The following is a 19,339-nucleotide window of genomic DNA, read 5'->3' as shown; positions in this document are numbered from 1 at the left end:
CGCTTTGGTCTTCGGCGGATGCCGGGATCAGCGGAAGTCGGCCTGACGCCAGGCCTCGTAGACGGCGACCGCGACGGCATTCGACAGATTGAGGCTACGGTTACCCGGCCGCATCGGCAGGCGCAGCCACTGTTCCGGCGGAATGCCGGCGAGCACGTCGGCCGGCAGGCCGCGCGACTCGGGGCCGAACAGCAGGATGTCGCCGTCCGCGTACGTCCAGTGGTCGTGACGGCGCTGGCCGCGCGTGGTGAAGGCGAGCCAGCGCGCCTGCGGGCGCGCGGCGCGCAGCGCCTCCAGAGAGGCGTGCTGCTCGACGGACGCGTACTCGTGATAGTCGAGCCCGGCGCGCCGCAGCGAGGCGTCGTCCATGCGGAAGCCGAGCGGGTGGATCAGATGCAGGCGCGCGCCGGTGTTGGCGCACAGGCGGATGATGTTGCCGGTGTTCGGCGGGATTTCCGGCTGGTACAGCGCGACCTCGATCATGCCGATCTCAGTTCCTCAGTGCGCCGGCCGTTCGGCGCCGCAGGCCCAGCAGATCTCGAAGTGCACCGGCGCGCGCTCGCCGCAGGCGCAGACCCAGGTGGCGGCGGCATGGCGCCGGTGTTCGTAGCGCCGCAGCAGCTCGCGCGCTGCCTCGACCTGCGTGCCGTCGGCGATCACCAGGCGCGGCCAGGCGTCGGCTGGCAGCTCGCCGCGTGCGCCCCACAGGCCGGCGCCGAGAACTTGCGCGGCAATGCCGTGCTCGGCGAGATAGCTGCGCAGGATTTCGGCTTCGAGCGGATCGGCGGCGGCGTAGACCGTATGCATGCGTCGATTGTAGGCGTCGCCGCGGTGGCAAAGGGGCACGCGCGCTTCGTTGACAGGGTCAGGGGGCACGCCTACGCTGCCGCCTCGCGCTCGTTCATTCGCAGGGGGTTTCCATGTCGCGCATCCACACACTCGCGTTTGCCGCGCTGCTGGCGCTGGGCATCGGAAGCGCCCAGGCGCAAGTCAGCGACGAGGTCGACGCCACGCCGTCCGCCGCCGCGATGGCGGCCGATCTCATTCTGGTGCGCCCGCTGGGACTCGTCGCCACGGTGCTCGGTGCCGGCCTGTTCGTGGTGCAGCTGCCGCTGTCGCTGGTCCAGGGCGAACCGCCGTCCGATCCGGCGCGCCGCCTGGTCGTCGAACCTGCGCGCTTCACCTTCAGCCGGCCGCTCGGCGACATGGAATAGGCGTGTCGCGCCGCGCAGGCGGCGACGAGGCGATGCATGAAAAAAGCCGGCGCTTGCGCCGGCTTTTTTCGTCTCCGCGGGCGTTCAGCGCAAGGGCTTGCCGTCGGCGTCGAGGACGCGCACGTCGCGAATGCCCATGTCGGCGGCGAGCTGGCGGACCGGCGCTTCGATCTTCGACAAATCGCCGACCACGATCCAGGTCAGTGACTGCGGCCGCACCAGCCGGCGCGCGGCGGCGTTGACCGCAGCGGGCGTCAGCGCGTCGAGCTTGCCGACGACGGCGTTCCAGTAGTCGTCGGGCAGGCCGTAGGTGAGGATCGTCGAATACGAGCCGGCGAGTTCGGCGGCGGTTTCGTTGTCGCCCGGCAGCGCCAGCACCACGCTGTTGCGCGCGAAATCGACTTCCTGCTGCGTCAGTGGCCGGCGGTCGGTGGCGGTGGCGAGCTCGCGCTGCATTTCCCGAATCGACTCGACGGTCTTGTCGGTCTGCACCGGCGCGTACGCGTAGAACGGTCGCTGCGCCTTGGCGCCGCCGATGACGGTGAATGCGCCGTAGCTCCAGTGCTTGTCCTCGCGCAGGTTCATGTTGAGACGCGAGACGAAGTTGCCGCCGAGCGCGGTGCTCGCCAGCTGCATCGCCAGATCGTCCGGGTCGGCCTTCGGCGGCGCCAGTTCGGCTGCCATCAGCAGGGTCTGCTCGGCGCCGCTCTTGTTGACCAGCACGAGGCGCGGCTGCTCCGGCAGGGCGACCGTCGCCAGATTCTTCCGCGGCAGCGGCGCGGCCGGCACCGTCCAGCCGCCGAACTGCTGCTCGAGCAGCGGCTGGATCTCCGCCAGCGTGGTGTCGCCGACGATCAGCAGCGTGGCGTTGTCGGGGCGCAGCCAGCGCCGGTAGAAGGCGCGCAGATCGTCGACCTGCAGCGCCGCGACGCTGGCCTCGGTGCCGGTCCCGGAGCTCGGATTGGCATAGGCGTGGTCGGCGCCGTACAGCAGCTGCGGATAGAGCCGTCGCGCGATGCCGAAGGCCTGCGCCTTTTCCTGCTGGATCGCGGCGATCTGCAGTTTCTTGAGCCGCGCCAGTTCGCGCTCGGGGAAGTTCGGGCGCAGCACGACGTCGGCGTACAGGGCCAGGCTCGGCTGCAGCTTGGCCTTCAGCGCATTGAGGCGCACGTACGAGGTGTCGAGCGTCGAGCCGGTGCCGATCAGCGCACCGAGCGCGTCGGCGGCCGCGGCGAGCTGCAGCGCGTCGTAGCGGCCGGCGCCTTCGTCGAGCATGTCGAGCGTCAGCCGCGCGGTGCCCGGCGCGACGTCGGCGTCGGCGGCGTAGCCGGCGTCGGCGAGCAAGCTCAGCTGCACGACCGGGGCTTCGTGGCGTTCAGCGAGCACGATCCTGAGCCCGTTCGGCAGCGTCGCGCGCTGCAGCGGCGGCAGCTTGAGCGCCGGTGGCTCACCGAGCGGCGGCAGCTGGCTGCGGTCGACGCCCTGCGCCGTGGCGGTGTACTCGGGGAACGGCTCGACGTCGAGCTTGAACACGCCGTCGGACAGCCAGCGCTGCGCGGCGGCGCGGATCTGCTGCGCCGTGGCGCGGCGCACTTCCTGCAGTTCCTCCGTGTAGCGCTCCGGCGTGCCGCAGTAGACCTGGTACTGCGCGAGCTGCGCCGACTTGCCGCCGAAACCGTCGATGCGCTCGAGGCCGCGCAGCGCCGAGGCGAACACCGCAGTCTTGACGCGCGCGAGCTCCTCGGCGCTCGGGCCTTCGCGCAGGAAGCGCTGCACTTCCTCGTCGATCGCGCGCTCGACGGCGGCCGGATCGCCGCCGGCCTTGACCATCGCGTCGATCGTCAGCTGCGAACCGATCTCGAACGGGCCGATGCCGACGCTGACCTTGGTCGCGATCTGATCCTGGTAGACGAGTCGCTTGTAGAGCCGGCTGTTCTTGCCGTCGCCGAGCACCGACGCGGCGAGCGACAGCAGGTTCGCGTCCGGATCGCAGAAGCCGGGAATGTTCCAGACCCGGTAGAGACGCGCCTGCGGTACGCGGTCCTGCAGCGTCGCGCGCCTTTCGCCCTGCATCTTGGCGATCCACGGCCCCTGACGCTTCAGCGGCGGGCCCGACGGAATATCGCCGAAATAGGTCTGGACCTTCTGCAGCACCTCCGCCGGCTGCACGTCGCCGGCGATCACCAGCGTCGCGTTGGCGGCGCCGTAGTGCTCCTGGAACCAGGCCTTGACGTCGGCGAGCGAGGCGGCATTGAGATCCGCTTCGGAACCGATCGTCGTCCACGAGTACGGGTGGCCGGCCGGATAGGTGGCCTGGGCGATGAAATCGTCGACCTTGCCGTAGGGCTCGTTCTCGCCCTGACGCTTCTCGTTGAGGACGACGCCGCGCTGCTCGTCGAGGCGGGCCTGGTCGATCGCGCCGAGCAGATGGCCCATGCGATCGGATTCGAGCCACAGCGTGCGGTCGAGCGCCGAGACCGGCACGTTCTCGAAGTAGTTCGTGCGGTCGAGCCAGGTCGTGCCGTTCATCTTGGTCGCGCCGGCCGGCTCCAGCGCTCGGAAGAACTCGTCGTTGTAGTGCTCCGAGCCGTTGAACATCAGGTGCTCGAACAGATGCGCGAAGCCGGTGCGACCGGGTCGCTCGTCCTTGCTGCCGACGTGATACCAGACGTTGACCGCGACCACCGGCGCCTTGTGATCCTCGTGGATGATGAGCGTCAGGCCGTTCGGCAGAATATGCCGCTCGTAAGCGATGCGGACATCGGGGAAGGCGGCGGCCGCGTCGGATGCGGGCTTGGCGGCGGCGGTGAGCGAGGCGGCCGCCAGGGCGGCGGCCAGGACCAGACGTTTCATGAGCGTCCCGGAATCGAAGGTGAAGGGCGGATGATCGAACAGACGCAAGTTAGGCGCAAAGGTTCCGCGCGGCGGCCGGCGATCGCCGGCGGCTGGCTGGCAGGCGCGCGCGTCTGTCCGTCGCCGAACCACGACGCGCGACCGGACGCGGACGACATCTCGCTGCTGGTCATCCACAACATCTCGCTGCCGCCGGGCCGCTTCGGCGGCCCGTACATCGATCAGCTGTTCACCAACCGGCTCGACCCGGACGCGCATCCGTACTTCGCCGGCATCCACGCGCTGCGCGTGTCCTCGCACCTGCTGATCGCCCGCGACGGCCGCGTCACCCAGTACGTGCCGTTCGGCGCGCGCGCCTGGCATGCCGGGGTGTCGCGCTACGAAGGACGCGAGCGCTGCAACGATTTCTCGATCGGCATCGAGCTCGAAGGTAGCGACGAGCGGCCGTTCACCGCCAGGCAGTACGCGAAGCTGGCCACGGTGACCAAGGCCTTGCTCGGCGCCTATCCGCGGCTCAGCGCGGCGCGCATCGCCGGGCATTCCGACATCGCCCCGGGACGGAAAACCGATCCGGGTCCTCATTTCGACTGGGCCCGCTATCGCGCGGCGCTCGGCGCTCCGGCACACTGACCGCCTCCATGACCCTGATCGGCATCCTCATCGCGCTGGGACTCGAACGTGTGCTCGGCCGCATCCCGGGCTGGGGGCGGCCGGTGATCTTCCTTTGGCTGATGCGCGGCCTGCATCGCGTGCTGCCGGCGGTGCTGTGGGCATCGCCGCTGCTGCCGCTGGCCGTCGTTGCCGCGCCGGTCGCATTCGTGTGGTGGGCCTACGCGCAGATCTGGAGTCCGATCCTGGCGCTGTGCGTCGCCGCCGCGGTGCTGCTGCTGTGTCTGGGGCCGCGCGATCTGGCCGAGGACGTGCACGATCTGCTCGCGGCGCGCGCGGCCGGCGACAGCGCCCGCGTGCAGCAGATCGCGCGCAATCTGCAGCGTGGCCCGCAGCCCGACGACAACCATCGCTCGCTGATGGGCACGCTGTTCATCCAGTCGCACGAGAAGCTGTTCGGCGTGCTGCTGTGGTTTTTCGTGTTCGGGCCGGCCGGCGCCGTCGCCTATCGCGTCGCCAGCCGCCTGCCGCGCCTGCTGCGCGAGACCGCGCCGGGCTCGATGGCGGAAGTCACGGCCGACTGGCTGCACAACCTGCTGGCCTGGATCCCGGTGCGCATCACCACGCTGCTCTACGGTCTGGCCGGCAGCCTCGACGACGCGCTGGCGGCCTGGCGCCGCCTGATGCGCCAGCCGCTGCACGGCTGGCGCTCGCATACCTGGGCGCTGCTCGCCGAGATCGCGGTCGCCTCGCTGCGCACGGAAACCGCCGACGGCGGCGCCGAGCCGCTCAACCTCGGCACGGCGCTGCGCGAAGTGCTGCGCATGCAGTGGCGCGCGTTGCTGATCCTGCTGGCGTTCTTCGCGATCTTCGCCACCGGCAGCATGTTCTGATGCGCGCGGCGTGCGTGCTGGCCGGGCTGCTGCTCGGCCTGATCGCGAACGGCGCGGCGGCGTCCGAGCGCATCGTCGTGCTGGCGCCGCATCTGGCCGAGCTGGTCTGTGCGGTCGGTGCCTGCGACGAACTGGTCGGTGTCGTCGCCTACACCGACGCGCCGCCGGCCGCCGCGCGCCTGCCGCAGGTCGGCAGCGCTTTCGCCGTCAATGTCGAAGCCGTGCTCGCGCTGCGCCCGAGTCTGGTGCTGGCCTGGGGCAGCGGCACGCCGGCGGCGACCGTCGAGCGCCTGCGCGGCGTCGGCCTGCGCCTAGAAATCGTATCGATCGGCGATCTCGACGCGATCGGCGCCGAGCTGGCCGTGCTCGGGCGCCGCCTCGGCCACGCCGACGCGGGCCGCGCGGCGGCCGGCGATTACGCGCGGCGGCTCGCGGCGCTGCGCGAGCGCTATCGCGGCCGCTCGCGGCTGCGCGTCTTCTACCAGCTCGAATCGGGGCCGGTATACACGATCAACGGCAGCAGTCCGATCAGCGCGGCGCTGTCGTTGTGCGGCGGCGACAACGTGTTCGCCGCGCTGCCGACGATCTCCGCTGTGGTCAGCGACGAGGTGGTGCTGGCGGCCGACCCGGACGCCGTGGTCGTTGCCGACGACGAGGATGCGCGCGGCATCGATGCCTACTGGCGCCGCCTGGCGCCGGCGCGCGCCGCCGATCCGGCGCGCCGCGTGTTGGTCGACGCCGATGCGCTGACGCGGCAGTCGCCGCGCGTGCTCGACGGCATCGCCCAGCTCTGCGCCGGGCTCGATCGGCTCAGGCGTGACGCCAGATGATCTCGCAGCCGCCGTTGGCGCGGGCCAGCAGGCGACCGATCACGAACATCAGGTCGGACAGGCGGTTGAGGTAGCGCAGCGACGCGGCATTCAGTGCGGCCTCGGCGTGCACGATCCACAGACTGCGCTCGGCGCGACGGGCGACGGCACGCGTCAGGTGGGCTTGGGCGGCGACCGCGTTGCCGCCCGGCAGCACGAAATCCTTGAGCGGCGGCAGTTCGGCGTTGAAGCGCTCGGCCCATTCTTCGAGCTGCGCGACGTGCTCCTCGCGGATTGCGACGTGGCCGGGCAGCGCGAGTTCGCCGCCGATGTCGAACAGGCGGTGCTGGACCAGGCCGAGCGGCTCGCGGAACACGTCCGGCAGCGCCTCGTGGGCGAGCAGTACGCCGAAGTGCGAGTTGAGCTCGTCGAGCTCGCCCATCGCCGCGATGCGGTGATGCGTCTTGGCGATGCGATCGCCGCTGGCCAGGCCGGTGGTGCCGGCATCGCCGGTGCGGGTGACGATCTTGCTGAGGCGGTTGCCCATGTGCGTGCTTCCTGTGGCGGGGGGCGCCGACTAAAGCCCAAGACCGGTGCCGAGCGCAAGCCGTGAATGCGCCAGCGCCGGCGCGCGCCGCTATCATGCGCACCCCCGCAACGAGTCCAGAGCTCCATGGCCAGTCCGCACCTCGCCGCCGCGCTGCAAGCCGCGCGCGCCGCCACCGAGATCATCCGCAAGGCTTATCGCGGCAATTTCCGCGTCGAGTACAAGGCCGACGCCAGCCCGGTCACCGAAGTCGACGTCGCCGCCGAGCGTGCGATCAAGGCGGTGCTGCGCGAGCACTTCCCGGATTACGGCTTCTACGGCGAGGAGACCGGCCGCGAGATGGCCGATGCCGAGTCGCTGTGGCTGGTCGATCCGATCGACGGCACCAAGGCTTTCGTGCGCGGCTATCCGATCTTCTCGGTGCAGATCGCGCTGATGCGCAGATCGCGCATCGAGTTCGGCCTGTCGTGCGCGCCGTGCTGGAACGAGGGCCTCGGCGAGCTGGTCTGGGCCGAGCGCGGGGCTGGTGCCTGGCGCGGCCTGCTGGAGACGCCGCTCGCCGATTTCGAGCGCCTGCAGGTTTCGGCCATCGACCAGCTCGGCCAGGCGACGCTGTCGACCGGCAATCTGGCGACGCTGGCGCGCGCGCCGCAATGGGCCGAGCTGGGGCGCCTGATTCCGCAGCTGCATCGCATCCGCGGCTACGGCGACTTCGTGCACTACCACTATCTGGCCGGCGGCAAGCTCGACGCGGTGGTCGAGTCCGACGTCAACATCCTCGACATCGCCGCGCTGTCGGTGATCGTCGAAGAGGCCGGCGGTCGCTTCACCGACCTGAACGGGCGGCCGCTGAGCCTGGAGACGCGCACCGTGCTGGCCAGCAACGGGCGTCTGCACGAAGCCTTCGCCAGCCTCGCGCTGTAGGCACGGCCGGCGTCAGCGCAGGCTGATGATCGCCCAGCCGCGGCTTTGCGCCGTGGCGCGCAGCACCGCGTCCGGATCGACGGCGACCGCCGCCTGCGCCTCCTCGAGCAGCGGGATGTCGTTGCGCGAATCGCTGTAGGCGGTCAGGTGCGTGTACGGCTCGGTCTGCCGGGCGAGCCACTCGCGCAGTCGCTGGACCTTGCCGCCCTGGAAGTTCGGGATGCCGGCGATCCGTCCGGTGTAGCGGCCGTCGTGGAGCTCGGGATCGGTGGCGATCAGGTTTGTCACGCCGAGCAGCGCCGCGATCGGTTCGGTGATGAAACGGCTGGTCGCGGTCGTGATCAGCAGTTCGTCGCCCTGCGCGCGGTGTTTTTCGAGCAGCGCCGGCGTGCCCGGTGCGATCGCCGGCACGATCCATTCGGCGACGAAGCGCTCGCGCAGCGCCAGCATGCGCTCCAGCGGTTGCTCGACCAGCGGGCGCAGGCTGAAGGCGGCGTACTCGTGGATGTCGAGCGTGCCGGCACTGTACAGCCCGTAGAAGCGCTCGTTCTCGCGCGCGTATTGCTCGGCGTCGACGACGCCATGCTCGATCATCCAGCGTCCCCAGAGGTGGTCGCTGTCGTTGGCGAGCAGGGTGTGGTCGAGATCGAAGACGGCGAGGCGGCGCATGCTGCGGTCCGGCAGGGGTGAAAGGGGCCGCGCAGGATAGCAGCCACGCGTTGCTGGCTGATCGCAGCTTGTGGAACAATCCTTTCAAACATTGCCGTTGGCACGCTCAAGTGATTGATGCAGATGGATTTAGGCCGAATGTCGGCATTGTCCTGTGCAATGCCGAAGGCAAACTTCTGTGGGCCAAGCGCATCGGCCAGGACGCCTGGCAGTTCCCGCAAGGCGGAATCCAGCGCGGCGAGCGTCCCGAGCAGGCCCTGTTCCGTGAACTCGGCGAAGAGCTGGGCCTGACACGTGCGGACGTCCAGATCCTCGGCGTGACGTCGGGCTGGTTGCGCTACCGGCTGCCGAGTCGGTATCTGCGCCGCTCGCGCGGACGGGTCTGCATCGGCCAGAAGCAGAAATGGTTCGCGCTGCGGCTCATGACCACCGATGCCGCGGTGCGCCTCGACACCAGCCACAAGCCCGAATTCGACGGCTGGCGCTGGGTCGATTACTGGCTGCCGCTCGACGAAGTCGTTGAATTCAAAAGAGAGGTCTACCACTGCGCGCTGCGCGAACTCGCTCCGCTGCTGGGCGGACCGCCGCGCGTGCAGCCGGATAACGAAGCTTTGGGCTGAAGGCCAGCGACGGGACAGAGTGGCAGGGGCGAAACGAGACTCCAAAGCAGTTGACACGAATTCTCATTTGCAGCACGATACGGCCATGTACATTTGCGTCTGCAAGGCCGTCTCCGATCGCGCGATCCGGCGCGCCGTCCGACAGGATGGTGTGACGAGCCTGCGCGAGCTGGCGCAAATGCACGGCGTCGGCACCTGCTGCGGCAAATGCGTGCCGCAGGCGCGCGAACTGCTCGGCGAAGCGCTGCGCGAGGAACAGGCCGCCATTCCGCTGTCCGCCCTGACTCCGGCCCTGCTCGGGACCTGAGGAGCTGGATTCGCCCGGCGCGAATCGAAAACGTTCTGGCTCTGTTCGGCGTTTCGCACGCCGGCCGCCTGCCTCCCTATACTGACCGCCGAAACATCAGGACGGAGCCAGGCCATGCGCGGCGACCCCAAGGTCATCGAATACCTCAATCTCGGCCTCAAGAACGAGCTGACCGCGATCAATCAGTACTTCCTGCATGCGCGCATGCTCGGTAACTGGGGCTTCAAGCGGCTCGAGAAGCACGAGTACGACGAATCGATCGACGAGATGAAGCATGCCGACAAGCTCGTCGCGCGCATCCTGTTCCTCGAGGGGCTGCCGAACCTTCAGGATCTCGGCAAGCTGTACATTGGCGAGGACGTCAAGGAATTGCTGGAATGTGATCTCAAGCGCGAGCGCGAGGCGCATCCGCTCTACAAGGACGCGATCGCCTACTGCGAGAAGGTCGGTGACTACGTGACCCGCGAGCTGTTCGTGGCGATCCAGAGCAGCGAGGAAGAGCACATCGACTGGATCGAGGAGCAGCTGGGGCTGATCGACAAGATCGGCCTGCAGAATTATCTGCAGCTCGGTATCGGCGAAGTCGGCTCCTCGCCCTGAGCATCGTGATCTGGAACCGAAAAGCCCCGCAAACGCGGGGCTTTTCGCATTCGCAAGTCGATTGCTTCAGAACGGTTTGACGACGACCAGGATGACGACCGCGAGCAGCAGGAGCGTCGGCACCTCGTTCATCGCCCGGTAAAATCCGGCGGAGCGCTGGCTGCGCTGCTGGGCGAGCGCGCGCAGCTGCGTCTTCAGCCAGCCGTGGTAGCCGGACAGCGCCAGCACGAGCGCGAGCTTGGCGTGCAGCCAGCCGGCTTTGAGGTAGACCTCGGGGCCGCTCAGCAGCAGGCCGATGCCGAGCAGCCAGGTGCCGATCATGCCGAGCGTGGTCATCACGTAGAGGCGGCGCTCCATGACGCAGAACCGTTCATGGGCGCCGGGGTCGCGGGCGTCGACGTGATAGACGAACAGTCGCGGCAGGTAGAAGAGGCCGGCAAACCAGGCCACCACGAAAAAGATATGAAAGGCTTTGAGCCACAGGTACATGGCGCGATCCTGAAACGATGTGGGCGGGTCTGATCGTCTATTATCGCCGGCCCCAGTGATTTCAGGGCAAACGTCCATGATCAAGGTCGGTATCGTCGGCGGCACGGGTTACACCGGAGCCGAGCTGCTGCGCCTGTTCGCGCAGCACCCGCAGGCCGAGGTCGTCATGCTGACCTCGCGCAAGGAGAATGGGCATCGCGCCGATGCCTTGTTCCCGCACTTGCGCGGTCACTGCGATCTCGCGTTCACGACGCCCGATCCGGCCGAGCTGGCGAACTGCGACGCGGTCTTCTTCGCCACGCCGCACGGCACGGCGATGCAGATGGCGCCCGATCTGGTCGCGCGCGGGGTGCGTGTCATCGATCTGTCGGCGGACTTTCGTCTGCGTGATCCGGTGGTGTTCAAGGACTGGTACAAGCTGGAGCACACGGCGCCGGATCTGCTTGCCGAAGCCGTTTACGGCCTGCCGGAAGTGCATCGCGAGGCGATCCGCAAGGCGCGCGTCGTCGCCAACCCAGGGTGCTATCCGACGTCCGTGCAGCTCGGCCTGCTGCCGCTGCTCGAGGCCGGTGCCATCGAATTCGACGGCGTCATCGCCGACTGCAAGTCGGGCGTCAGCGGCGCCGGCCGCGAGGCCAAGATCGGTTCTCTGTTCTGCGAAGCTTCGGATTCGTTCAAGGCCTACGGCGTGCAGGGCCATCGGCATCTGCCGGAAATCCTGCAAGGCGTGGCCGACATCGCCGGACATCCGGTCGGCCTGAATTTCGTGCCGCACCTGCTGCCGCTGGTGCGCGGCATCCACGCCACGCTGTATGCGCGCCTCAAGCGGCACGATCTGGACCTGCAGCGGCTCTACGAGGATCGCTATGCGGGCGAGCCGTTCGTCGACGTGGCGCCGGCTGGCGACCATCCGGAGACACGTGGCGTGCGCGGGGCGAATACCTGCCGCGTGGCGGTGCACCTGGCGCCGGACCGCAGGACGGTGATCGTGCTGTCGGTGATCGACAATCTGGTCAAGGGCGCATCCGGACAGGCCGTGCAGAATTTCAACCTGATGTTCGGACTCGATGAGTGCCTGGGCTTGCGGGCGCCGCCGCTGACGCCCTGAGCTGCCGCCGACGTGCAGCACAAGATCATCATCCGCCGGCACCGGCCGTGGCTGCGCCCGGCGCTGATCGCGGGCTGCACCGGGGCCCTCGCGCTGGGGGCATGGGCCTTGTACAGCTATACGCGCGCGACCACCGTCAGCGACTTCGAGCGGGCGCAGACCGAGGCTGAGCAGCTGCGCGCCGAGCGCCGCCAGCTGACGCGTGATCTGCGCGCGGCGCGTGCGGAGATCACGCAGCTCCAGCAGCAGGTCGTGTACGCGCAGCGTTCAACGGAGATCGACTCGCAAGCCTGCGATGCCGTGCGCAAGTCGTTGACCGATCTGCAGGCGGAAGCGTCCGAGTTGCGCGAGCAGGTGGCGTTCTACCGCGGCATTGCCGCGCCCGATCAGGCGCGTGCCGGGGTGCGGGTGCAGGAGCTGAAGCTCAGCGAGATCGCCGGACGGCGCGGACGCTACCGCTTCTTCCTGACGCTGATCCAGTCGGTCCGGCACGAGAAGCGGATCGGCGGTCGCATCGAGCTGGCGATCGTCGGCAGCGCCGCCGGCGTGGAGCGTAAGCTGCCGCTGAATGAACTGGCGCCGGAGCTGGCGCAAAATCTGCTATTTTCATTGAAGTACTTCGAAGAGTTCAGTGGCGAGTTTCAGTTGCCGGCCGGCTTCGTGCCGAGCCGCATGCTGGTGACCCTGGTTCCGTCGAGTGACGGTGCGCCGCGGACCGAGGAAGGCTTCGACTGGCAGCGCGTGATGGACAACGGGGAGGATCTTCATGAAGTTCGGGAATAGCGGCACGAAGGGCGCAACGACGGCCACCGGCGTGGATACCCTCATCGGCCGTCAGACCGAGATCCTCGGCGACATCCGCTTCAGCGGCGGCCTGCACATCGACGGCAAGGTCAAGGGCAAGGTTCTCGCCAGCGGCGACAAGGCCTCGGCGCTGTCGGTCAGCGAAAGCGGCGCTATTGAAGGCGATGTGCGCGTCCCCAATATCATGCTCAACGGTTCAGTGAGCGGTGATGTTTACGCGTCCGAGAAGATCACGCTCGCCGCCAAGGCGCGCGTCACCGGCAACGTGTATTACAAGATCATCGAAATGGAAGGCGGCGCCCAGGTCAACGGTCAGCTCGTGCACGAGACGACGCAGAAGCTGGACATTGCCGTCACTGGCGAAGGACAGGATGCGGTCGACGAGCTGAGTGAGGCGCGTCGGTTCAAAGGCCTGGTCAACAACGCGTAAAGCGGGCGGTATCGGTCATGGCAGAAGCAGCAGAAGCAGTCACCGACGAAGCGTCGGTCATTTTTACGGCAGCCGCCGCGGACAAGGTTCGCGAGTTGCTGAACGAAGAGGACGATCCGGAGCAGATGCTGCGGGTGTTCGTCACCGGCGGCGGCTGCTCGGGCTTTCAGTACGGCTTCAAGTTCGAGAAGCTCCGCGAGGACGACGATACCGTCGTGGTCCGCAACGGCGTGACGCTGCTGGTCGATCCGATGAGCGTGCAATACCTCGTCGGCGCCGAGATCGACTACAAGGAGAGCGTCGAAGGCGCGCAGTTCGTGATCCGCAATCCGAACGCGACCACCTCCTGCGGTTGCGGGAACTCGTTCTCCGTTTGACCCTCACGCCTGGGGTTGTGCGGGCGTACCGCCTTCGGATGCGCCCTCCTTCAGGCCGAGTAGATCCCGCCCAGGATGACCGGTCTTGCCGCGCCGGTGACGGACGGCAGATTGCCGCTGAGTCCGAGTACGGTGCGCTGCGCCAGCCAGGCGAAACCGGCGGCTTCGACCCAGTCCGGATCGAGTCCGCGAATCCCGGTATCGGCGACCTGTAGCCGTGGCAGGCGCGCGTTCAGCCGCTCCATCAGAATGCGATTGCGAGCTCCACCGCCGCACACCAGCAGCCTCTCTGCCGCCGGCGCCCGTGCTTCGATGGCGCGAGCTAGGCTTTCCACCGTGAGCTGCAGTAGCGTGCGCTGCACGTCGGCTGCCGCGCGGCTGCCGAGATCGGCGCCGCGAGCGTGCAGCCAGTCCAGATTGAAGTAGTCGCGCCCCGTGCTCTTCGGCGCCGGCCGCGCGAAGTACGGATCGGCGAGGCAGTGCTGGAGCAGGGCGGTATCGACGCTGCCGCTGGCTGCCCAGGCGCCGTCGCGATCATAGGGCACGCCGAGGTGGTGCTGGGCCCAGTCGTCCAGCAGTGCATTGCCCGGACCGGTGTCGAAGCCGAAGACGTCGCCGCCACCGCTGCCAGGCAGCACGGTGATATTGGCGATGCCGCCGATGTTCGCAACGACCTGTACGTACGCATCAGCGAACAGGGCGTGGTGAAAGGCGGGCATCAGCGGGGCGCCGTGACCGCCGTGCGCCATGTCGGCGCGGCGCAAGTCCGCGACGGTGCGTACGCCGGTTCGGGCCGCGATGCGGTTCGGATCGCCCAGCTGGGTTGTCGTGTGCAGGGACGTCGGATCGTGGAATACCGTCTGCCCGTGCGAGCCGATGGCCGTGACGTCCGTGGCGGACAGGCCCAGATCCCCCATCAGCTTTGCCGCGGCTTCGGCGAAGGAGTCGCCGATCACGGCGTCGAGGCGGGCGACGTCACGTAGCGTGATCGGCGTATCGGGTCGCCGCTGCAGCGCGAGCAGCTCTTCGCGCACGGCGGCCGGATAGCGGTGGGAGCGCGTGCCGATCAGGCGCCGCCACTGCGCATCGTCCGAAAACTCGCAGGCGGCCGCATCGATGGCGTCCAGGCTGGTGCCGGACATCAGCCCGATGCAGACGCCCACGCGCGACTCAGTTGTGCAGCGCCGGCGGCGGAGCCTCGGCGGGCGTATCGAGCTGGGCCGTGCGCGTGCTGGAGAGCGCATCGAGCTGCGCGAGAGCGGTGGCGTTCTCGAGCCGCCACCGCGCCACGACGCTCTTCGGCAGCGGATTGGCGCGCGGCAGGGCGACCGTGAGCGGATTCTGGTGGAGGCCGTTAACGCGGAATTCGTAGTGCAGATGCGGGCCGGTCGCCAGGCCGGTCATGCCGACGTAGGCAATCAGCTGGCCCTGGCGGACCCGCTGGCCCACCTTGAGGCCGGCACGGAAGCGCGACAGATGCCCGTACAGCGTCGTGTACTTGGTGCCGTGGCGGATGCTGACGACGTTGCCGTAGCCGCTCTTGACGCCGACGAAGTCGACGATGCCGTCGCCCGTGGCCTTGACCGGCGTCCCGATTGCAGCGGCGTAGTCGACGCCTTTGTGGGCCCGGATGACGTTGAGGATCGGATGTCGGCGACCGGTCGTGAAGCCGGAGCTGATGCGGATGAAGTCGACCGGCGTGCGAATGAAAGCCTTGCGGAACGATGCGCCTTCCGGCGTGTAATAGGTGGCGTTGCCATCGGCGTCGACATATCGCATGGCGCGGTAAGCCTGGCCGCGATTGACGAACTCGGCCGCGACGATGTCGCCGTCGCGCAGCTTCTTGCCATCCTTGTACAGCTGATCGTAGACGACCGAGAAGCGATCGCCGTCGCGCAGGTCGAGCGCGAAGTCGATGTCGTAGCCGAAGATGTCGGCCAGCTCCATCACGAGGCGGTTCGAAAGGCCCGCCTTCTGTGCAGCGGCAAACAGCGAGCTAGTGATCACGCCGGTGAGCTGCGCCGGCCGATGCTCGATCTCCGCTTCGATGGTCAGTGCGTCGTAGCCGCTGTCGCTGCGGCGGACCTGCAGGGTGTGCGTCTCGTCGAACTCGTAGTTCAGCTCGTCGAGTTGATCGTCGTCCGTCTTGCGCAAGCTCAGCTTTTCCCCGGTCTTCAAGCTCTTCAGGCGCGCCGCGTCGCCGCCGAGGCCGACGATCGCCACCGCTTCGGAGAGGCCGATGCCTTCTTTCGCGAAAATGTCCGACAGCGTTTGGCCGCGGCGCACGACGACGGTCGTCCACTCGCTGGCCGCCGGCGCCTGCAAAGCGTCTGCGGTCGCGGACTGGATGGCGCTGTCGAATGCGTTCTCGGTGGTTGGCGTGAAGGCACTGGCGACTTCATCGCCGGCGGCATCCTGCAGCGCACTATGACGCGTGGCGATGCCTTCGCGCATGGCGACAGCGGAAAGAACGCCGATGCAAGCGGTTGCGAGCCAGACGGAACGGCGAGCCGAACGGCGGGGCGCCAGCTCGGCTGGGCTATAATCAATCTTCATCTTCTCAACCTGAAAACGATATCAGGCCGCGCTGTCTCGCACGGTCCGGCATTGGAAATGCTTCTATATCGTCGTGCTTGTTCTGATTACTGCTTGAGGCCGTAAGGAAACACAGTTTCCCCGGCATTGCAAGCCAAAGGCCTCGGGTTGGATCGTCTCAAACACGCTTGGTTCCCTCGCTGCTCAAACAACCATGGACTTCACTGAACTCGAACGCGGCACGGACGAAATCATTCCGGCCGAGGAATTTCGCGCCCGACTCGAGAAGGCGCGTCGGGATGGGCAGCGCCTGCGGATCAAAGCTGGCTTCGATCCGACCGCCAGGGATCTCCACCTCGGCCATACGCTTTTGCTTAACAAATTGCGTGCCTTTCAGGAGGAGGGGCACGAGGCGGTGTTCCTGATCGGTGATTTCACCGGCATGATCGGCGACCCCACCGGCAAGAACGAGACGCGCAAGCCGCTGACGCGCGAGCAAGTCGAGGAGAACGCACAGACTTATAAGGAACAGGTCTTCAAGATCCTCGACCCCGAGAAGACCACGATCGAGTTCAACTCGCGCTGGCTGGACAAGCTCGGCGCCGAAGGGCTGATCCGCCTGGCGGCCCAGTACACCGTTGCGCGCATGCTGGAGCGAGACGACTTCGCCAAGCGCTACGCGGGCAATCAGCCCATTGCGGTTCACGAGTTCCTCTATCCGTTGCTGCAAGGCTACGACTCGGTGGCGCTGAAGGCGGATGTCGAACTCGGCGGTACCGACCAGAAGTTCAACCTGCTCATGGGGCGGCATCTGCAGGTGCAGGCGGGCCAGCGGCCGCAGTGCATCATGACGGTGCCGATCCTCGAGGGGCTGGACGGCGTCCAGAAGATGTCGAAGAGCCTGGGCAACTACATCGGTGTCAACGATGCTCCCGGCGAAATGTTCGGCAAGCTGATGTCCGTGTCCGATACCCTCATGTGGCGCTACTACGAGTTGCTATCGTTTCGGCCACTGGCGGAGATCCAGCGCCTGCGTACCAGCGTCACCGAAGGCGCCAATCCGCGGGACATCAAGATGGAGTTGGGCGTCGAGCTCGTGTCCCGCTTTCACGGATCCGGGGCGGGCGACGCTGCCAGAGAGGCATTCATCGCTCAGTTCTCGCAGGGATCGCTGCCAGACAACATCCCGCAAGTCCGGGTCGCCGCGCCCGCGGCTGGCCTGCCGCTCGCACGCGCGCTCAAGGAGACGGGGCTGGTTGCCAGCAATGCGGAAGGCAATCGCATGATTGAGCAGCGCGCCGTACGCGTCGACCAACAGCGTATCGATGACCGCGGACTCATGCTGGCCCCTGGTCAGCAGTACCTCTTGCAGGTGGGTTCTCGCCGTTATGCTCGAATCGAGCTGATTGCAGAGGTCTAGTGGCGGAAGATTGGGCTGCGCCGAATCAGCTTCGGTGCGCTCATGGAAGCGAAAGGGCGAGCCGAGTGCTCGCCCTTTTTTGTTTGGGGCTGCAGCGCTCTGCTGGGATTCAAGGTTTGGGGCGCGGAATAGCGTCGTTAGACCCGCGGCGGATCAGCCCTGAATCGAGCTGTCTTCGCGCGGGCGGACAGTAAATGACCTGAATTTGGACGAAATGTGCACAGATTCCGCGCGTCGCGGTCTGCGGCGCGCATCAAGTTGAACTAAAAAATCATTTAAAGTCAAATACTTGAAAATATTGCAGCAAAAAGTCGTTGCGCGCCGCCCAAAAAACCCTATTATTCGCCTCCCCGCTGACCGGCGACGCAGTAACGAGACGCCGGGTTGGCCAGATCTTTAAGAACAAGCAAGTGATTTGTGTGGGTGCTCCCATGAGCGTGGCGAAGCCACGTGACATGAGAGTATCAACGTAGCCAAGTTAATTGAGTTACGAAGATGACTCTTCGACGCCGAAGACGTTTAGCCACGTCGAGGCGTAATTGGATCTAAGCTTTACACTTTAAAGTGGAGAGTTTGATCCTGGCTCAGATTGAACGCTGGCGGCATGCCTAACACATGCAAGTCGCGCGGGCAGTAGCAATACTGTTAGCGGCGGACGGGTGAGGAACACATAGGAATCTGCCTCAGAGCGGGGGATAGCCCAGGGAAACTTGGAGTAATACCGCATGATGTCGCAAGACCAAAGCTGGGGACCGCAAGGCCTAGCACTCTGAGAGGAGCCTATGTCTGATTAGCTAGTTGGTAGGGTAAAGGCCTACCAAGGCGACGATCAGTAACTGGTCTGAGAGGACGATCAGTCACACCGGAACTGAGACACGGTCCGGACTCCTACGGGAGGCAGCAGTGGGGAATATTGGACAATGGGCGCAAGCCTGATCCAGCAATGCCGCGTGTGTGAAGAAGGCCTTCGGGTTGTAAAGCACTTTAAGCAGGGAAGAAAAAACTCGGTCTAATACATCGAGTCTTGACGGTACCTGAAGAATAAGCACCGGCTAACTCTGTGCCAGCAGCCGCGGTAATACAGAGGGTGCTAGCGTTAATCGGATTTACTGGGCGTAAAGCGTGTGTAGGTGGTTATTCAAGTCAGTTGTGAAATCCCTGGGCTTAACCTGGGAACTGCTTCTGAGACTGAATGACTAGAGTACGGTAGAGGGTGGTGGAATTTCCGGTGTAGCGGTGAAATGCGTAGATATCGGAAGGAACATCAATGGCGAAGGCAGCCACCTGGGCCTGTACTGACACTGAGACACGAAAGCGTGGGGATCAAACAGGATTAGATACCCTGGTAGTCCACGCCGTAAACGATGAGAACTTGACGTCGGTTTGCTCTGCAAGTCGGTGTCGTAGCTAACGCGATAAGTTCTCCGCCTGGGGAGTACGGCCGCAAGGTTGAAACTCAAAGGAATTGACGGGGGCCCGCACAAGCGGTGGAGTATGTGGTTTAATTCGATGCAACGCGAAGAACCTTACCTGGGCTTGACATGCTAGGAATCCTGCAGAGATGTGGGAGTGCCCGCAAGGGAACCTAGACACAGGTGCTGCATGGCTGTCGTCAGCTCGTGTCGTGAGATGTTGGGTTAAGTCCCGCAACGAGCGCAACCCTTGCCCTTAGTTGCCACCATTTAGTTGAGCACTCTAAGGGGACCGCCAGTGACAAACTGGAGGAAGGTGGGGATGACGTCAAGTCATCATGGCCCTTATGCCCAGGGCTACACACGTACTACAATGGACAGTACAGAGGGTCGCCAAGCCGCAAGGTGGAGCTAATCCCAAAAAGCTGTTCGTAGTCCGGATCGAGGTCTGCAACTCGACCTCGTGAAGTCGGAATCGCTAGTAATCGCCGATCAGCATTTGCGGCGGTGAATACGTTCCCGGGCCTTGTACACACCGCCCGTCACACCATGGAAGTCTGTTGCACCAGAAGTAGGTAGTCTAACCGCAAGGGGGGCGCTTACCACGGTGTGGCCGATGACTGGGGTGAAGTCGTAACAAGGTAGCCGTAGGGGAACCTGCGGCTGGATCACCTCCTTTCAAGAATGCTTCCAAGCGCAATTGGGAGCGCCCACACAAG

The 19,339-nt window shown here is 66.2% G+C and carries 21 protein-coding genes and 1 rRNA gene; 14 read left to right on the top strand and 8 right to left on the bottom strand.

Annotated elements, in window-relative coordinates; translation table 11 throughout:
- Positions 1-27: 27 nt before the first annotated feature.
- Positions 28-483, bottom strand: a complete 456-nt coding sequence (locus H149_RS0117780; RefSeq protein WP_020651129.1) for a tRNA (cytidine(34)-2'-O)-methyltransferase — start codon at positions 481-483, stop codon at positions 28-30.
- A gap of 15 nt (positions 484-498) precedes the next feature.
- Positions 499-807: a putative signal transducing protein gene (locus H149_RS0117775; RefSeq protein ID WP_020651128.1), complete on the bottom strand. Its 309-nt coding sequence runs from the start codon at positions 805-807 to the stop codon at positions 499-501.
- A gap of 113 nt (positions 808-920) precedes the next feature.
- Here H149_RS0117775 and H149_RS0117770 point away from each other — a divergent pair, with 113 nt between their 5' ends.
- Positions 921-1,214 carry a hypothetical protein gene (locus tag H149_RS0117770; protein WP_020651127.1) on the top strand — a complete coding sequence of 98 codons (294 nt, stop codon included), beginning with the start codon at positions 921-923 and terminating at the stop codon, positions 1,212-1,214.
- An 84-nt stretch (positions 1,215-1,298) separates the two neighbouring features.
- Here H149_RS0117770 and H149_RS0117765 read toward each other — a convergent pair whose 3' ends face one another.
- Positions 1,299-4,067 carry a M16 family metallopeptidase gene (locus H149_RS0117765; RefSeq protein ID WP_020651126.1) on the bottom strand — a complete coding sequence of 923 codons (2,769 nt, stop codon included), beginning with the start codon at positions 4,065-4,067 and terminating at the stop codon, positions 1,299-1,301.
- 30 nt (positions 4,068-4,097) lie between these two features.
- On the opposite strand from H149_RS0117765, the gene ampD reads away from it, so the two are divergent.
- From ampD to H149_RS0117750, 3 genes are read left to right on the top strand one after another with little or no spacing between them, the layout of a single operon-like run.
- Complete coding sequence (gene ampD / locus H149_RS0117760) at positions 4,098-4,697, top strand: 1,6-anhydro-N-acetylmuramyl-L-alanine amidase AmpD (RefSeq protein WP_020651125.1); 600 nt, start codon at positions 4,098-4,100, stop codon at positions 4,695-4,697.
- Between the two features lie 8 nt (positions 4,698-4,705).
- Positions 4,706-5,569 (top strand): regulatory signaling modulator protein AmpE, encoded by an 864-nt coding sequence (ampE, locus tag H149_RS0117755; protein ID WP_020651124.1) that lies wholly within the window; start codon positions 4,706-4,708, stop codon positions 5,567-5,569.
- On the top strand, positions 5,569-6,399 hold the full coding sequence (locus tag H149_RS0117750) for an ABC transporter substrate-binding protein (RefSeq protein WP_020651123.1): 831 nt from the start codon (positions 5,569-5,571) through the stop codon (positions 6,397-6,399). The genes ampE and H149_RS0117750 overlap by 1 nt, the downstream gene beginning before the upstream one ends.
- On the opposite strand, the gene H149_RS0117745 is transcribed toward H149_RS0117750, so the two are convergent.
- Complete coding sequence (locus tag H149_RS0117745) at positions 6,380-6,925, bottom strand: cob(I)yrinic acid a,c-diamide adenosyltransferase (protein ID WP_020651122.1); 546 nt, start codon at positions 6,923-6,925, stop codon at positions 6,380-6,382. The genes H149_RS0117750 and H149_RS0117745 overlap by 20 nt on opposite strands.
- A 126-nt stretch (positions 6,926-7,051) precedes the next feature.
- Here H149_RS0117745 and H149_RS0117740 point away from each other — a divergent pair, with 126 nt between their 5' ends.
- A complete protein-coding gene (locus tag H149_RS0117740; RefSeq protein WP_020651121.1) occupies positions 7,052-7,849 on the top strand; it encodes an inositol monophosphatase family protein in 798 nt (265 codons plus the stop codon).
- 12 nt (positions 7,850-7,861) lie between these two features.
- On the opposite strand, the gene H149_RS0117735 is transcribed toward H149_RS0117740, so the two are convergent.
- Complete coding sequence (locus H149_RS0117735) at positions 7,862-8,518, bottom strand: histidinol-phosphatase (RefSeq protein WP_020651120.1); 657 nt, start codon at positions 8,516-8,518, stop codon at positions 7,862-7,864.
- Between the two features lie 50 nt (positions 8,519-8,568).
- Between H149_RS0117735 and H149_RS0117730 the strand changes: the two genes are divergently transcribed.
- From H149_RS0117730 to bfr, 3 genes are all read left to right on the top strand, one after another.
- Positions 8,569-9,138, top strand: coding sequence for an RNA pyrophosphohydrolase (locus H149_RS0117730; RefSeq protein ID WP_436278848.1), 570 nt, complete (start codon positions 8,569-8,571; stop codon positions 9,136-9,138).
- An 85-nt stretch (positions 9,139-9,223) separates the two neighbouring features.
- Positions 9,224-9,445, top strand: coding sequence for a (2Fe-2S)-binding protein (locus tag H149_RS0117725; protein WP_020651118.1), 222 nt, complete (start codon positions 9,224-9,226; stop codon positions 9,443-9,445).
- A 114-nt stretch (positions 9,446-9,559) separates the two neighbouring features.
- On the top strand, positions 9,560-10,045 hold the full coding sequence (gene bfr / locus H149_RS0117720; RefSeq protein ID WP_020651117.1) for a bacterioferritin: 486 nt from the start codon (positions 9,560-9,562) through the stop codon (positions 10,043-10,045).
- 66 nt (positions 10,046-10,111) lie between these two features.
- Here bfr and hemJ read toward each other — a convergent pair whose 3' ends face one another.
- Positions 10,112-10,534 (bottom strand): protoporphyrinogen oxidase HemJ, encoded by a 423-nt coding sequence (gene hemJ / locus H149_RS0117715; RefSeq protein ID WP_020651116.1) that lies wholly within the window; start codon positions 10,532-10,534, stop codon positions 10,112-10,114.
- A gap of 76 nt (positions 10,535-10,610) precedes the next feature.
- On the opposite strand from hemJ, the gene argC reads away from it, so the two are divergent.
- Genes argC through erpA form a run of 4 tightly spaced genes read left to right on the top strand, consistent with a single transcriptional unit; the run spans position 10,611 to position 13,253 of the window.
- On the top strand, positions 10,611-11,642 hold the full coding sequence (gene argC, locus H149_RS0117710) for an N-acetyl-gamma-glutamyl-phosphate reductase (protein WP_020651115.1): 1,032 nt from the start codon (positions 10,611-10,613) through the stop codon (positions 11,640-11,642).
- Positions 11,643-11,654: 12 nt separating this feature from the next.
- Positions 11,655-12,425 (top strand): DUF6776 family protein, encoded by a 771-nt coding sequence (locus H149_RS0117705; RefSeq protein WP_020651114.1) that lies wholly within the window; start codon positions 11,655-11,657, stop codon positions 12,423-12,425.
- Positions 12,409-12,876 (top strand): bactofilin family protein, encoded by a 468-nt coding sequence (locus H149_RS21605; RefSeq protein ID WP_154654911.1) that lies wholly within the window; start codon positions 12,409-12,411, stop codon positions 12,874-12,876. The genes H149_RS0117705 and H149_RS21605 overlap by 17 nt, the downstream gene beginning before the upstream one ends.
- Positions 12,877-12,893: 17 nt before the next feature.
- A complete protein-coding gene (gene erpA / locus H149_RS0117695; RefSeq protein WP_020651112.1) occupies positions 12,894-13,253 on the top strand; it encodes an iron-sulfur cluster insertion protein ErpA in 360 nt (119 codons plus the stop codon).
- Between the two features lie 50 nt (positions 13,254-13,303).
- Here erpA and H149_RS0117690 read toward each other — a convergent pair whose 3' ends face one another.
- Positions 13,304-14,416: an anhydro-N-acetylmuramic acid kinase gene (locus tag H149_RS0117690; RefSeq protein WP_020651111.1), complete on the bottom strand. Its 1,113-nt coding sequence runs from the start codon at positions 14,414-14,416 to the stop codon at positions 13,304-13,306.
- A gap of 7 nt (positions 14,417-14,423) precedes the next feature.
- Entirely contained in the window at positions 14,424-15,707 is a 1,284-nt protein-coding gene (locus tag H149_RS0117685; RefSeq protein WP_020651110.1) for an OapA family protein, read from the bottom strand.
- Between the two features lie 295 nt (positions 15,708-16,002).
- On the opposite strand from H149_RS0117685, the gene tyrS reads away from it, so the two are divergent.
- Together tyrS and H149_RS0117675 are read left to right on the top strand one after the other, a co-directional pair.
- Positions 16,003-17,208: a tyrosine--tRNA ligase gene (gene tyrS, locus H149_RS0117680; RefSeq protein ID WP_020651109.1), complete on the top strand. Its 1,206-nt coding sequence runs from the start codon at positions 16,003-16,005 to the stop codon at positions 17,206-17,208.
- A gap of 561 nt (positions 17,209-17,769) precedes the next feature.
- Positions 17,770-19,299, top strand: a 16S ribosomal RNA gene (locus tag H149_RS0117675).
- The last annotated feature ends 40 nt before the right edge of the window (positions 19,300-19,339 follow it).

The sequence above is a fragment of the Solimonas variicoloris DSM 15731 genome, from assembly GCF_000382285.1.
In the GTDB taxonomy this organism is placed as follows: domain Bacteria; phylum Pseudomonadota; class Gammaproteobacteria; order Nevskiales; family Nevskiaceae; genus Solimonas; species Solimonas variicoloris.
This window is presented reverse-complemented; position numbering and strand designations above follow the sequence as displayed.